Genomic DNA, 15590 nt, shown 5'->3' with positions numbered 1-15590 from the left:
TATCATAAAGACAACGTCAACCACCAGATGAAAACAATAACAATGATAACGTTTGACTGAATGCTCGTGTATTTTCGTCACATACAGCCTAGAAACATTATATTGCGGCTGCGTATTAGTTGTGAGTCAGGAATGTATGATTCGGAATGTAGAGGTAAAGGTGAGAGTGGTCTGTACCTTTCTAAAAATTAGTAGAGCGGAATGACCATTTTATGGTATCTTATTTTTGTGATTGATGTCATTAGCTGGGGGATACCTAAGGATGATCGGGAACGCGACGGAGAAAGAACGTACTATTTTTGATCATGTCGGAAGCACAATTAAGACAGAAGATCGAGAGATTCGAATCCTTGCCAAATATGAGGAGCCCTTGGTTATGGTATTAGGAAATGTCCTTAGTAATGAAGAGTGCGATGAACTGATTGAACACTCAAGAGATCGGCTGCAGCGCTCCAAAATCGGAGAAGACCGTTCGGTCGATCAAATTAGAACGAGCAGTGGAGTATTTTGTGAAGACAGTGAGTCGGTCGCAAGGATTGAGAAGCGAATCGCTCATATCATGAATATTCCGATCGAGCATGGTGATGGTTTGCAAGTGCTGCTCTATACCCCCGGTCAGGAGTATAAACCGCATTATGATTACTTCGCTGAGACGAGTCGGGCAAGTGGCAATAATCGAATTAGTACACTAGTTATGTATCTGAATGATGTGGAGGAAGGCGGAGAAACGACCTTTCCTAAGCTTAATTTATCCGTGTTCCCTAATAAAGGCATGGCGGTCTATTTCGAATATTTTTACAGTAATCCTGAATTAAACGAACTTACCCTGCATGCAGGTACACCTGTAAGCAAAGGCGAAAAGTGGGTCGCCACGATGTGGATGAGAAGACAAACCTTTCGAATTTCATAGGTTTGGAAGGAATGCCCTTGCCCTTTGCCGAAATACTCCTTGATTACATACAAATCATTGGATTCGGAGGGATAGGTTATGTCAGTAATCATCACAACAGGTGATCTGAAAAGAAATTATGAAGTGATTGATACCATATTCGCGATGGATTCTCACAAAGAAGGCTATTATAAATCTGCAGACCCTAATTTAGCCTTTGAGGGAGTTAAAAATCAGTTAAAGAAAAAATGTGAACAATTGCGTGGGGATGCTGTGATAAGTTGTCAATTTGAATATCGTGTAGCTGTTTCTGATAGTTTGATTGGCAAAAAGCAGGTTATGGAGATTTTTTCTTACGGTACAGTAATCCGGTTTTTGGATAGATGATGAAGACGAAATAGTGGTTGCTTTACAAAAGGCTCGACCTGATTAGGTCTGAGCTTTTTTAATACCCAACAAAAGCGTTAAGGGATACTTATTAAACCCTTCCATGTATTCAAATTTTTTAGGGCAAAAGTCCTTTTTTAATAGATTGGTTTATGTTAACATCTAACAGACAGGCAGTCGGTCTACTAAAGAAAGAGGTATATGGATGAGAATTGTAAAAGAAGCCGAAGAGCGTAGAAATGAAATTCTTGACGCAGCGGATGAGCTTTTTGGCCTGAAAGGCTTTGACGGTGCAAGTACAAACGATATCCTCGATAAGGTCGGGATTGCACGTGGAACCTTATATCACCACTTTAAATCGAAGGAGGATATATTAGACGCGCTGATCGAGCGGTACAATGTCCGTCTATTAGGTGCGGCGCAGGATATTGCTGCTGACAAGAGCATCCCTGTAGTCGAGCGTATTATCCGTGTAGTCATGGCACTGAACATAAGCGGCGGGAGCAGCAAGGAGATAATGGAGCATATTCACAAGCCGCAGAACGCACTTATGCATCAGAAAATACAGAAGGTCATCATTAACGGCGTTACGCCGATACTGGCGGAAATTATCCGCGAAGGCATCCAGGTGGGCATGTTCCATACGCCGTTCCCATATGAATGCATGGAGATGATCGTGATCTATGCAAATACCGTGTTGGATGATGATGTGGTTGAATTGACGGACGAAGAGCGGATGTTACGTATGCAGGCATTTGTTTATAACATAGAGAGACTGCTTGGGGCTGCAGAGGGAAGTCTCATTCACACGATGAGGATGTTCGGAAACATAAACGGAAAACATGCCGAGTAGTTAAATAGAACTACATTATTCGGAAAAAATGTGAATTTTTTCTTGAGATCATGAAGGTTTCGTATCCGACCAAAACGTCCTAGTTTCAAACAGAGCCGGAACATATAAGTTCTCGTTCTATCATCAGGGAAGATAGCCATATGACTAGTGACAGATAACAGGGAAGGGTTGCTTAGGTTACTTATGAACATCGCTGACTTATTGCTGCAATTTTGTTCTGCATGGCTTTTGTGATTCTGTACGACTTGAAATCGGCTAAGAAGTTCGAGGAACAGAGGTGACGTATGCATTTCAGGATAATCCGTAATGACATGTTGAAGAGCAAGGCAATAACCCTGACAACGATGATATTTGTTGCCGCTGCGGCAATGCTTGTCTCACTGGCGGCAATTCTCATCGTCAATCTAACAGGCGCGTTAGACACACTTATGATTCAGGCGAAAACGCCGCATTTTATGCAGATGCACTCAGGTGCACTTAACACAGCACGGCTGAATGCTTTTGCGGAGCAAGATGCTAATGTTGAAGACTTTCAGGTGCTTGAGTTTTTGAATATGGACGGCTCGCAAATCCGCTTTGGCAATGGTTCACTTGCTAATAGTGTGCAGGACAATGGTCTTACTGTCCAGAGCGAGAAGTTCGACTTCCTCTTGAATCTTGACGGCAGTCCTATCCAAGCATCCGATGGAGAACTGTACATTCCGATCAGCTACATCAAGGACGGAATCACGAAGATTGGCGACAAGGCGAACATAAGCGGGAAGGAGTTCACGGTTGCGGGCATGCTTCGAGATTCGCAAATGAATTCCTCGTTAGCTTCTTCGAAGCGAATGCTGGTCAGCGAGCATGATTATGAGGAGTTAAAACATGCAGGGAACGTCGAGTATTTGATCGAGTTTAGACTCAAGGATTTGTCTAAGACGAGTGAATTCGAAACGGCTTATGCCTCTTCTGGACTTGAAGCGAACGGGCCAGCGATTACATATTCTCTCTTCAAAACACTTAACGCGATTTCCGACGGGATGATGATAGGGGTGATCCTTCTAGTCAGCGTACTTGTTGTAGCAATCGCATTGATGTGCATCCGCTTTACACTCCTGGCGAAGATCGAAGACGATTACCGAGAGATTGGCGTGATGAAGGCCATAGGGCTCCGCATTGCCGATATCAAGGGAATTTATCTGGTGAAGTATGCGGCGATTGCAGCGGCAGGCTGTGTGCTCGGTTATGCACTTTCTTTTGTATTCAAAGGGATGCTCCTTGAAAATATCCGCATGTATATGGGAGAAAGCGAGAACACTTCTCTTGCTATGCTGTTCGGGGTAATCGGCGTACTGCTTGTATTTGGGGCAATTATTGCTTTTGTAAATGGAGTGCTAAGACGCTTCCGGAAAATATCCGCTGCCGAAGCCATTCGATATGGAACCTCTCAGGAAAAGGCCTCGGGCGCAAAACGCTTCAATCTGAGTAACAACAAACTGTTCCATACCAATGCTTTTCTTGGTATCAAAGATGTGCTTGCGAGGAAGAAGCTATACGTTACAATGCTTGCCGTGTTGGTGATTTCGGCATTTATCATCATCGTTCCTCAGAACCTCTACAACACCATTTCCTCAAAAAGCTTCATCAAATATATGGGGATAGGCAACAGCGATATGCGCATCGATATACAGCAGACTGACCATATGTCTGAGAAGGCAGCTGAAATGCTCAAAACAATGAGCAACGATAGCGCGATCTCCAAGTATGCGGTACTCACAACCAAAACATTTAAAGCTAAGATGGAGAATGGCTCGGAGGAAAGGGTAAAGATCGAGCTCGGAGACCATTCCGTATTCCCAGTGCAATATTCGGAGGGTACGGCTCCACGTGTAGAAGATGAAGTGGCGCTGTCGGTGATGAACGCCAAAGAGCTCGACAAAAAAGTCGGCGATACCATGACTCTAGTGATAGAGGGGAAAGAAAAAAATCTCAAGGTAAGCGGCATTTATTCTGACATTACCAATGGAGGCAAAACCGCAAAGGCGGTGTTTACCGATCAGTCGGCAGAGATGATGTGGGTTGTGATCAGTGCGGTAATTGCTGACAAATCGCTTATCGGTAGTAAAGTTTCAGAATATGCGGATAAATTCCCTTTTGCAAAGGTGTCAGACATCGATGAGTTTATGGCACAGACATTTGGCTCGACAATCAGTGCTGTTGGCAAGGCATCCTATTCCGCAATTGCCGTTGCGTTGTTGATAGCGGTACTGGTTACCTTGTTGTTTATGAAACTGCTTGTTGCAAAGGATAGATACTCCATTGCCGTTATGAAGGCATTCGGTTTTACAAATTCGGATATTCAGGCGCAGTATGTGACGCGTTCCGTGTTCGTGCTGATTGTGGGCATTGTCCTTGGAACGCTTCTAGCCAATACGCTCGGAGAGATGCTTGCGGGGGCAATGGTCTCTTACTTTGGGGCGTCGGCGTTCCAATTTACGGTCAATCCACTGTCAGCGTATCTGCTTAGCCCACTAATGATGATCGGTACTGTGCTTATCGCAACCATCATCGGTACATCGAGAGCAGGGCAAATCAAAATTTCCGAAAGTATAAAGGAGTAGGCATATGAAGAAGATCATTATCGGCGATCAACTCGTAAAATCTTTCGGCGAGGGTGATGAGAAGCGCAATGTTCTCGACGGTGTATCCGTTGAAATCAATGAAGGCGAATTCGTCGCGGTCATGGGACCTTCAGGATCGGGAAAATCAACACTGATGTTCGCACTGAGCGGAACAGATGGCGTAAATGGCGGTAAAGTCATCATGGACGATAAGAATTTAGCGGAGATTGGCGAGAACGAGTTGTCTGATATACGCAGAACAAAAATGGGGTTCGTGTTCCAACAGCCGACGATGTTGAAAAACCTGAATATCCTCGACAATATCATTCTTCCCTCTATGAGGGACAATCGAAAGAATGCTGCACAAATTACGGAAAAGGCAAGGGCACTCATGAAGAGGGTGGGCATTGCGGAGCTAGAAAAGCGCGACATTACACAAGTGTCGGGTGGTCAGCTTCAGCGTGCAGGGATATGCCGTGCGCTTATGAACAGTCCCAAAATTATTTTTGGTGATGAACCTACGGGTGCGCTTAATTCGAAGTCGGCACAGGAGATTATGGACATCTTTTCTAAAATCAACGAAGCAGGTACTGCGGTCATGCTTGTTACTCACGACGCCAAGGTTGCGGCACGGACGGAGCGCATTATGTTCATGCGTGATGGAGCGATTGTGAGCGAGTTGAGTCTCCCTAAGTTTACGGGGATAGATATGGACGGCAGGATTGAGCAAATTACAGTGAAGATGAGGGAAGTTGGCATCTAATTTGTCGGTTCTCGATAGACATACAACGTCAATTGCATACTTATATATGGTAGTTACGGGAATTCACATGCACCAGAATTGAGTATAAGGGGGCAGCTGCGTTGACGGTTATAGAAACGAATCGATTAATTCTTCGCAAGTTGACTGTGGATGATGCAGAGTTTATATTACGACTCTTGAACGATGAAGCGTGGCACCGATATATTGGCGATAGAGGGATTAGAACGGTTGAAGGTGCGCGTGACTATATTGTGAGTGGTCCGATGGAGAGCTATGAGCGACTAGGTTTTGGTTTGTTTTTGACGGAATTGAAGGAAGATTCGACTCCTATCGGATTGTGCGGACTTATCAAGAGGGACTCCCTGACAGATGTGGACATCGGCTTTGCCTTCCTCCCTGAGTTCCGTGGGCGGGGATACGCCTACGAAGCGGCTGCCGCAACATTGGAATACGGTCGAACGACGCTTGGTTTAGAACGCATAGTAGCCATCACCACGATAGACAACGAACGATCCGGTCATCTGTTAGAGAAAATCGGAATGAAGTTAGAGGGGCACGTTGCTACAAATAAAGAGGAACTGAAATTGTATGCTTCTTGCTTCTCGAGGAAGTCGGAGCAAGAACAGTAGACCTATGACGATTTAGGTAGATCAGAGTCTTTATACATTCAAAAGGAGCTCTTCCAAATGGACGAAGCTCCTTTTTGCATAGGAAGGTATTAATTTCATCGCAGTCAATTGGGTGTGCTATATTACGGGGTTGATCCCTGGCAAAATCAAATAAAATGATGTCTTGATAGAGTAGGTAAACAAAAGTATACAAAAGTAATGATTAATCTATTTGAATAGGACAGAAAGTCTCTTATTTTAAAAGTAAGCGCTATCATATACGTGGGTTTTATCAGTTGAAAAGGGAGGGAGATATGAAACCGCAATAATATTCAATCAAATTACATGCTTACCGAATTTGATGACATTCATAATCTTACATATAGAAAGGGAGTTCAATTAATGAAAAAGAAATGGTTATCCATCGTAATGTCTACGGTGTTAGCCCTCTCAATGATGGTTCCATTAGTACAGGCGGAGGAGGCGAATACGTCGTTGCCAGCGAGTGAGCAATATACGGCGCAGCAAGCTGCTGAACCTCAGCAAGGGGAGCGCAATCTGGCTCTAGGTCTCCCTTATGAATGGTCGCAAGCACCAGAAGCAGGGTATGCTGATGATGGCTATAAGCTGACAGATGGCAAGTACGGCAAGGTCACGAAGTCAGACCCGGCATGGGTCGGACATTTGAAGAAGAGAACGCGTGAAGTGGTATTTGACCTCGGCGAGAATAAATCAATCTCATCCGTTAAGGCTCATTTCTTGCAGGATTGGCCGAACAACAATGTCCTTTTACCGTTGACCGTGTCTATTTACGTATCGGACGATAAGGAAAATTGGGGTTTGTTATCTCATAATGCACTCCAAACGTTATGGATAGACGGACAGCATGAAGAGACGTTTGAATGGAAGGGCAACAAAGAGGGAATCAAGGATCCGAACAAAGAAGGATTGGCGTACGGTGGCATCGCTTATGCACGTTATGTGAAGATAAGCTTCATGATGCATAACAGGGCGATGACGTTAGTCGATGAAGTTGAAATTCTAGGCGAAGACGGCAAGGTGCAAGGTGCAGATACTGTTCCTACGCAGACACCAGCCTTCCAAGCACCAGGAGAAGCGACTGCCGGAATTAGCGATCTTGGGCTGCTGTACAACGGGCACTATGCGAATGGCAAGGGTGATTGGTCGAAGGAGCGCATCATTCCGAATATTAGCTATGTAGATGAGGCAGGCAATCCGAAGGATTGGCTGTTCGATGGAGTTCTCTATCTTGGATTAGATACACCAATGGGCCGTAATTTGGGACTGAACAGCAAGCTGGACGACTGGAAATGGTACTTAGAAAAGACATTTGCAGCGCAAGGCGATATGTATCAATTAAATGAAGCGACCAAAGAAGTCGGGGTGAAGCTGAACGATCCTAACCGTAAAACGAAAGTCGTGTATATGATCCCATATCCAGCAGAAGGCATCGCTGACTTCGGTGATATTGGCGATGGCAACTTGAGCTTCAGCGACTCGATCGGTGTGGAACAGGCACTTGCTAACCGGGTGAAGGCCGTTCACTGGTGGCTGGATCAAGTGAAGCAGAAGTGGGCTGCTGCCAACTACTCCAATTTGGAGCTTGTCGGCATGTACTGGTTAGATGAGCAGATCAGCACACATAGCAAGGGACCAGATCTGCTTCGTGCAACAAGTGCCAAGGTGCATGACATGGGCATGAGGCTGTTCTGGGTTCCGTTCTTCTCCGGATACAAGTCATTCCTGTGGAAGGATGTTGGCATCGATAATGTGGCTTACCAGCCAAATTACTTCTTCGAGGATGACATCGACCCTGAGCGCTTGCCGGACGCAGCGTACTTAGCGAAACAGCACGGCATGGGCATGGAGCTGGAGTTTGATGACCGGATGCTGACGGATAACCATTTCCGTGAGAAGTATATCGAGTACTTGAACAACGGCGCAGAAACTGGGTTTATGCAAAATGGTTACAATGCTTACTATCAGGGCAATGACGCTGTATATAATACAGCCGTAAGCAAGGATCCATCCAATCGGATCTTGTATGATTGGCTGTACCAATTCGTGAAGGGCACATACAGCGTGAATAGCGGCGTTCCTTCCGATGCTGACGTACAAATGAACGGAAAGCCGTTGGAGAGCCATACAACAGTGCCGGCCACAGAGACGGTGCAATTTACATGGCAGCTCAAGGATGACGACGGAAGCGGCATTATTAAAGTTACTGCGACATTCGACGGCAAGCCGTACACAGCAGGTACGCCAATTAACTTTGCAGGCAAGCTTGGCAAGCATGAACTTACGGTTACGGTGACTTCGGGCAAATCGAAAAAGACAACTTATATCATTGATGCTGGGACAAATGTGGATCTCATCAAAACATTAGTTGATCAATTCGAGCAAGAGAACCAGTTCAAAAATCCGGGGGCGGCTCGCTCCTTGCAGGCTCATTTGGATAATGCGAAGAGATTCGAAGGTAATGATGAAAAGTTCAATAAGTTTATCAAGATGTTCAATGCAATGCTGGAGTTCCAGAAAATCAAAGGCCACATTGCAGATGGTGCTTACAATACGCTGAAGGATAATGCTTACTACCTTCTTGGCAACTTGGCGGAAAATAAGGCGGTTGAAGCTTCCTCGGTAGAGAGCAATAGCCCGAATTACATGCCGCAAAAAGCAGTGGACGGATCCCCTGCTACGAGATGGGCAAGCAATTATGTAGATGATTCATGGTTCACGGTTGATCTTGGCGAGGTGAAGGAGTTCGATACGATCCGCATTGATTGGGAATACGCTCGCGCCAAAACATACAGAATCCTCGTGTCTAACGATAAGAAAGAATGGGTAAATGTCACGACAAAGAACGATGGAATCATTACGGCTCAAGATGGGCGGGACACAATTCACTTCACGCCAACAGAAGCGAGATATGTGAAGTTCGAAGGAATTCAAAGAAACACGGACTATGGCTACTCCTTCTATGAATTTGGAGTATACAATATTTTTGGAGCCGATGGCATGAAGACGCTGGAAAGCTTCGAACCTACAATGTAAAGCCATAACAGACAGAGAGGGCGATATCTCCTCACTGACTGTATACCATTTAGCAAAAAGCCACTTGGCTCATAAGAAAATAAGCCGCTCGAATGGCAGATGCAGGTCTGCCATTCGAGCGGCTTCTTCACGTTAATTCCATTCGCTCGTCAAATATTTCTCTGTCAGCACAGACAGCATGTGAATGCCTACCTCGTTCTGACCGCCTTCTGGAATAATCAGGTCAGCGTACTTCTTAGAAGGCTCGATAAATGCATCGTGCATCGGCTTGACCGAAGTCAGATACTGGTTGTAGACCGAATGAATCGTCCGACCGCGCTCTTCAATGTCGCGAAGTACACGGCGTAGAATCCGTACATCTGGATCGGTGTCCACAAATACTTTAATGTCGAGCAATTGACGTAAATTTTCATCGAACAGCACATGAAGCCCTTCGATGATGATGATATTATTCGGCTTCAGCTCTACCGTCTCATCCGTGGAACGGGCATGAACGGTAAAGTCGTATACCGGTGCATAAGCAGTTTTGCCTTGCTTGAGCAGGTTCACATGCTCAAGCAGCAGCTCGTTGTCGAATACGAGCGGGTGGTCGAAGTTAATTACTTCGCGTTCAGCCATGCTGAGGTGAGAATGATCTTTGTAATAGTTGTCTTGGGAAATGAATGTGACTTTATCTGATCCAAGACGGTCAATGACGGACTTGGCAACCGTTGTTTTGCCGGATCCGGTGCCTCCGGTGATACCGATAATGAGCATGGTGATTCACTAAACCTCCCTAACAAAATAGCGGGTGCAATTACAGTATTTTAACACAGCTTTCTGTTTTTTACACCTTTGTACGAATTAACAGTGTGAACGGATATCTTGTTTGCTAGAAATGTCTGAATTTTACCGGAAAAATCGCCAATATAACTAGCTAAGAATTGAAATTCAAAAGTTTTCATATTTGCCCAAGCTCTCTCGAAAAGATATAATTATATGGAGTATGCATACTTTATGCGGAAAGAGAGCGAGATACAGTATGGGGCGTAAATGGAATAATATTAAGGAAAAAAAAGCATCTAAGGACACGAATACGAGTCGTATATATGCGCGTTTCGGCAGAGAGATCTACGTTGCAGCGAAGCAAGGCGAGCCTGATCCCGAGCTGAACCAATCATTGCGATTCGTGGTTGAACGTGCCAAAACATACAATGTACCAAAGGCGATCATTGATCGCGCGATCGAGAAAGCAAAGGGCGGCTCCGATGAGAACTATGATGAGCTTCGCTATGAGGGCTTTGGTCCAAGCGGTTCCATGGTGATCGTAGACGCTTTGACCAATAACGTGAATCGCACTGCTTCGGAGGTTCGTTCCACATTTAACAAAAATGGCGGAAGTCTCGGCGTAAGCGGCTCTGTAACGTATATGTTCAGTCCGACGGCCGTTATCGGTCTGGAAGGCAAGAGTGCAGACGATGTTCTGGAAATCTTGATGAACGCCGATGTAGACGCACGCGACATCTTGGAAGAGGATGAAGCGGTAATCATCTACGCGGAGCCGGATCAATTCCATGTTGTTCAGCAAGCGCTGAAGAATGAGGGCATTACGGAATTCAGCGTAGCTGAAATTACGATGCTGCCCCAGACCGAAGTAGTCTTGGACGACGATCAGAAGGCACAGTTCGAGAAGCTGATTGATGCGCTCGAAGATCTTGATGATGTGCAGCAAGTCTACCACAACGTGGATCTGGAAGGATAGTCGAGCCGCAATACGATATGCATCATGAAAAAAGACACCCGAATGGTGTCTTTTTTCATTTCTGTTGAGAGAAAAACAGCCACCTACGTCGAGGTACCAATGGTCAATAAGTTATAACGCTTAAATTTTTGGCCGACACGACATACGAGGTTACTGGTAAAAATGCTACTAGCTGCGTCACTTGATTGGGCAAAATGCCGGTATTTTACTCGCTTGTGCTGCTTGCGTCGCAGGATCAGGTACAGTAAATCCGCTGCTAGGCTGCCCCATCCATATGTACACGGTCATCATACTGAAGATCATAATGGTGAAGTGCAGCACCACGAAGAAGCTGCGTAGTTTGGGAGCGCGTCTGGAGAGCAGAAATGTCGTATAGCCGTCCCGGCCAACAATAAGGAAGATGAGCAGTATCGTATGCATAATCATATGGCCGATGATTTCGGTAAATCCGAATACAGTGGTTGTGACGAGGAATAATCCGGTTAATAGCAGAGCTGTGAATCGATTCATAATACCGACGATAAATGCCCATGCAAGGCCAAGCTCAATAAAGGCGCTGATCAGTACGAAGTCTTCAACGGTAAAGCCTAGTGACGGAATTCCGTATTCGTGCATCAGGGAGCACGCCAGCTTGGCGAGGGTCAGCTTCTCCATCGCAAGCCACGCAAGAGACAAGCCGGTCCATATATAGAGGACAGGGATGCCAGAACGGCTCCATCTCGTGTTCGAGACAAGCAAATAATAAATGATGCCGAGGTAGAACATATAGTCGAGCATGTGGAACATTCCATAATTAGCGAGTGCCTTCACATATAAGACGCCTAACACTATACCGCTTATAAACAAGGTCTTGCGATGAAGCAGACCAAGCAAGCTAGTAATAAGAAGTGCATAGACCCACCATGTCTCGATTCGCAATGTGGGAGCTAGGTAGGAGCCTGTGCTTATCTGCATCAACAGTGCAATGCCAACACCCACTCGCATAATCAATAGGTGAAAGCGTTTTAACTTATTGAGAAATGAATGTACCTTCACAACGATAGGGATGCGCTCCAAAGCTGCGTTATATCTCGAAACAAGCAGCAATACTACAATCGTGAAGCTAAACCAGAACAGAAAGGTAGGGGTGAGCACCTTGCTCATTGCTTGAGGTGTCCACTCGTGATCGGCTGCGAACCATTTAACATGCAAATATAGCCCACTCCCAGGCTGTATTCCAACATTCATCAATACTCCTCCTTCATTATCAGAACATTCCGTCTTCTAATCATGCGTAGAGCCAAGCTGGTTAGCTAAGATCCCTCCTTTTAGACACAGGTTGTAAGCCATCTATGTATTAACGGCGGTATCTCATACGTCCATATTCCGTGTATCAGGCAGTCGAGAGCACCTATCCGATTCTTTTATCCGATCTTCACAATAAGGAATTTGAATGTCGTGTGGATGAAGGCAAACAAGGGAAGTAGAAAGACAGAAGGTTGAGGTGAACATGCAGGTATTGATGATGATAATCACTATTGTAGCGGATTTTTGCACTGATTTCCATATTGTAGTATAAGCTTTAAGTTCTGTTATTTTATGAAGATTTCATGCTTATCCGATGTAGGCCCCTTTTTCTGACATGAACCCGAGTAGATGGGGGCGCATAGAGTACTGTAGGTTACACCTAGTTAATCAGGAGTGCGATCCGTTTCATGTGTTCCGATCCCCGCAAAGCGTTCGGTAATCAGAGGAACTTTAGGAGGAGAGTAAGAATGATCGAGATTGCAGGTGTTAACACAGGACAGTTCAATACATTGGGATTATCGGAGTTGGAGAGGAGTGTAATTGCGGCTAAGCAGAAGAGTCCTGTCGTTTATCGATATAACTCCCTTGATGACTTGAAGTTCGAATTGAGAATGCGCTCCAATATCGTGAATGCGGCGAAGGCATTGCACGATAGTGGGGTGGATTTTGCTGGATTCGACGATTCCAGATGCAACGAGAGGTATTGGATACGCACGGACAGGGGGGGATTTCAATTAAGAAGAGGTGTCTCGCCTTCTGCTGCCATCAACGATATTTTCCATAATGGGGGACAGTATGCATTTGAATGTGCGACAGCTATTATTATCGTTCTGTACAAGGCAGTCATAGATACGCTTGGTGAAACCGTTTTTGACCGTTACTTTCAGGATTTGCTTCTATGGGATTGGAATTATGACCGTAATCTTCGATTGGTGTCGAACTCAAACCTCGCTGAGACATTTTTAGGGGATATTCTTTATTTTAGAAATCCAGACTACAATCCGCGTACTCCGGAGTGGCAAGGAGAAAATGTCGTGAAGCTGGGCAACGATCTCTATTACGGGCATGGTATTGGCATTACCTCTTCACAGGGTATGATCACAGCCTTGAATGGAGCGAGGAAGCCTGGAAGCAAGACCTCGGCTTATTTATCCAATGAGGTCATTCATCCGGATTTTGATGCCCTACAGCGACTCCAATATGGTCGCGACAATCGGAACGTAGCCATTTCCGAGCATCGTGGATGGGGTGTTGCTGCTAGAATTGGTACGAAGACATACAGGGATCCTAGCAGGGAGGTTTAGTTTCGAAGGAAGGCGGCGGTTGAAGTCTTGAAGCCCTACTAGAATGAAGTGCTCTACTGCCGTCAATCGCCGCTAGGCTCGTTGTACAATTTAGATTGTTGCTATAGAATGGTAGAGATTATGGACGATATGGATGGCCATGGTGTGCGATGAGTGATGCAAGCCATGAGCGAAGCTAGATAGAAAAATGGGGGACATCAATTTCATGAAAACAAAAGTAAGTATTCTCCTCAGTTTCGTGATGATGCTGGGAATGGCTGCTTCCGTTCAGGCTGCAGACAAATCCGTAATGGCGCGGCCGACTCAGGCCAATGTGAGCATTAATGGACAAGCGATGAATCAGATGGATGCCTACAATATTGGGGACAGCAACTACTTCAAGTTGAGAGATGTTGCAATGGCATTGAAGGGGACGAAGAGCAGCTTCGATGTAACCGTTGATACCACGAGTAATGCGATTCGTGTGCATACAGGACAAGCCTATACCCCAATCGGAGGGGAGCTAGAGCCTGCCAAGAAGTCTGCACAGTCAGGCAAGGCAGTTGAACGACAGGCGATACCGACTTCCTCCAAAGTATATGTAGATGGCAAAGAAATTCAATTGACGTCTTATAATATCGGGGGCAGCAATTATTTTCAACTGCGGGAATTAGGGGAGCAGCTGCATGTTCCCGTTCTGTGGCGGGCGTTAAGCAGTTCAATTCATATCATTGCCCAACCAGAGATGGCGATCCGCTCTATTGAAGGGGTTACCCAGCTGCGTACAACCAATGATTATAATTATGGAAATTGGTTCGAGCCAGCTGCCCGCTATTTGTTCCTGAAGGATGGACAGCTGAATTTGCTGCAATGGGACTCGGACAAGCAGAAGATACATATTCAGCAATTCAATAAGGACTATACCGCAGCGGGAAGTAAGACGCTGAACATGGAGCTGCCCAAATTCGGAGGCTTCCATCAAGGTGAGGACGGCAATTATTATCTCGTATTCGGACAAGACAACATGGAGGAATCCAGCACAAAGGCAGTATATCGCGTAGTGAAATATAATGCTTCGTGGGACAAGCTTGGTCAGGTAGATGTATCAGATGTGTACGTATCAGAACCGTTCAGATCTGGGAATGTTACGATGGACAGTGCCAATGGCAAACTCGTAGTTCAATCGACTCGTCTTCGCTATAAGACCGCTAAGGATGGTTTGCGGCATCAGTCGAATATGACCTTTACCATTGATATGGCTGCGATGAAGGTGCTTAGTAAGAGTGGTCAGTTCCCGTCTAACCATGTGAGCCATTCCTTTGCTACATATGTTCGCATAGATGGAGATCGAATCGTATACGCTGACCATGGCGATGCGTATCCGCGCTCTATTGTACTGCAGGTGGAGCAGGGTGGTAAGATTACGAAAAAAATTGACCTCATTAATATACCGGGCAAGATCGGTGATAATTACACAGGCGCCAACTTGGGCGGACTAGAAGTATCTGCATCCAGCTATCTTGCCATTGGCACCAACAGTACCGCCGGTTCACAAGATGGGAAAAGCAAAAATGTATTCCTTAGTGTCGTGCCGAAGAATGCGCAAGATCAATCAAGCATCCAGCCGATATGGCTGACACAGCATACGTCTGAGGACGGCGTGTTCATCAGGGATACATATATTAGCAAGATCGATGATAATAAGTTTGTCTTGTTATGGACGGAGTCGAGCCGACTCGGGGAAGGAATGAAGTATGCGGTCGTGGATGGCCAAGGAACGATGCTTAAGCAGCCGACCTATCTTGGGGGTGTTCCATCCCCTGGGAACATGATGCCGCTTGTGCAAGATCAGTCGATTACGTGGTACTATGCCAACCCAATGGTGGGTCAGATCACGAGCAAGCCTTCGGCAATCGAATGGTATACGCTGCGTGTCGAATAGCAGATGAGTGATAGTCGATAGAGTAATAGACGGGGAATAGATAGGGAATATTAGATAGGGAAATAATGCTGGAAGAACGATGATAGGTACGATTGTATGAGGCGAGGGGCGAAGAGCTCTTCGCCTTTTTATTAGCAAACATTGAAAATGGGCGAGGAT

At 45.6% G+C, this 15590-nt stretch carries 13 protein-coding genes; 11 read left to right on the top strand and 2 right to left on the bottom strand.

Translation table 11 applies throughout. The features are described 5' to 3' along the window. Positions 1-262 precede the first annotated feature (262 nt). The 7 genes from PBN151_RS19045 to PBN151_RS19015 all read left to right on the top strand — a co-directional run bounded on the left by PBN151_RS19045 (position 263) and on the right by PBN151_RS19015 (position 9178). Positions 263-910, top strand: coding sequence for a 2OG-Fe(II) oxygenase (locus tag PBN151_RS19045; protein WP_072730275.1), 648 nt, complete (start codon positions 263-265; stop codon positions 908-910). Positions 911-988: 78 nt separating this feature from the next. Then, positions 989-1276 (top strand): hypothetical protein, encoded by a 288-nt coding sequence (locus tag PBN151_RS19040; protein WP_021252794.1) that lies wholly within the window; start codon positions 989-991, stop codon positions 1274-1276. A gap of 205 nt (positions 1277-1481) precedes the next feature. After that, complete coding sequence (locus tag PBN151_RS19035; protein ID WP_021252793.1) at positions 1482-2129, top strand: TetR/AcrR family transcriptional regulator; 648 nt, start codon at positions 1482-1484, stop codon at positions 2127-2129. Between the two features lie 284 nt (positions 2130-2413). After that, complete coding sequence (locus PBN151_RS19030) at positions 2414-4732, top strand: ABC transporter permease (protein WP_072730274.1); 2319 nt, start codon at positions 2414-2416, stop codon at positions 4730-4732. A gap of 4 nt (positions 4733-4736) precedes the next feature. Then, positions 4737-5495 (top strand): ABC transporter ATP-binding protein, encoded by a 759-nt coding sequence (locus PBN151_RS19025; protein WP_021252791.1) that lies wholly within the window; start codon positions 4737-4739, stop codon positions 5493-5495. A 101-nt stretch (positions 5496-5596) separates the two neighbouring features. Continuing rightward, positions 5597-6124 (top strand): GNAT family N-acetyltransferase, encoded by a 528-nt coding sequence (locus tag PBN151_RS19020; protein ID WP_072730273.1) that lies wholly within the window; start codon positions 5597-5599, stop codon positions 6122-6124. 381 nt (positions 6125-6505) lie between these two features. Beyond that, positions 6506-9178, top strand: coding sequence for a DUF4855 domain-containing protein (locus PBN151_RS19015; protein ID WP_072730272.1), 2673 nt, complete (start codon positions 6506-6508; stop codon positions 9176-9178). Positions 9179-9310: 132 nt separating this feature from the next. Here the strand turns inward: PBN151_RS19015 and udk are convergent, their stop codons facing one another. Then, complete coding sequence (udk, locus tag PBN151_RS19010) at positions 9311-9934, bottom strand: uridine kinase (protein WP_021252782.1); 624 nt, start codon at positions 9932-9934, stop codon at positions 9311-9313. Positions 9935-10199: 265 nt separating this feature from the next. Between udk and PBN151_RS19005 the strand changes: the two genes are divergently transcribed. Continuing rightward, complete coding sequence (locus PBN151_RS19005) at positions 10200-10919, top strand: YebC/PmpR family DNA-binding transcriptional regulator (protein ID WP_021252781.1); 720 nt, start codon at positions 10200-10202, stop codon at positions 10917-10919. A 177-nt stretch (positions 10920-11096) separates the two neighbouring features. Here PBN151_RS19005 and PBN151_RS19000 read toward each other — a convergent pair whose 3' ends face one another. Beyond that, positions 11097-12146, bottom strand: a complete 1050-nt coding sequence (locus PBN151_RS19000) for a hypothetical protein (protein ID WP_072730271.1) — start codon at positions 12144-12146, stop codon at positions 11097-11099. Between the two features lie 394 nt (positions 12147-12540). On the opposite strand from PBN151_RS19000, the gene PBN151_RS32550 reads away from it, so the two are divergent. From PBN151_RS32550 to PBN151_RS31400, 3 genes are all read left to right on the top strand, one after another. After that, positions 12541-12645 (top strand): BBE domain-containing protein, encoded by a 105-nt coding sequence (locus PBN151_RS32550; RefSeq protein WP_370510435.1) that lies wholly within the window; start codon positions 12541-12543, stop codon positions 12643-12645. A 28-nt stretch (positions 12646-12673) separates the two neighbouring features. Continuing rightward, positions 12674-13510 (top strand): protein-glutamine gamma-glutamyltransferase, encoded by an 837-nt coding sequence (locus tag PBN151_RS18995; RefSeq protein ID WP_072730270.1) that lies wholly within the window; start codon positions 12674-12676, stop codon positions 13508-13510. A 205-nt stretch (positions 13511-13715) separates the two neighbouring features. Then, positions 13716-15431 (top strand): hypothetical protein, encoded by a 1716-nt coding sequence (locus PBN151_RS31400; protein WP_072730269.1) that lies wholly within the window; start codon positions 13716-13718, stop codon positions 15429-15431. The last annotated feature ends 159 nt before the right edge of the window (positions 15432-15590 follow it).

Source organism: Paenibacillus sp. NAIST15-1 (assembly GCF_001894745.1).
Lineage (GTDB): Bacteria > Bacillota > Bacilli > Paenibacillales > Paenibacillaceae > Paenibacillus_B > Paenibacillus_B suaedae.
Note: the sequence above shows the minus strand (reverse complement) of the source record. Positions and strands in the feature narration are given on the sequence as shown.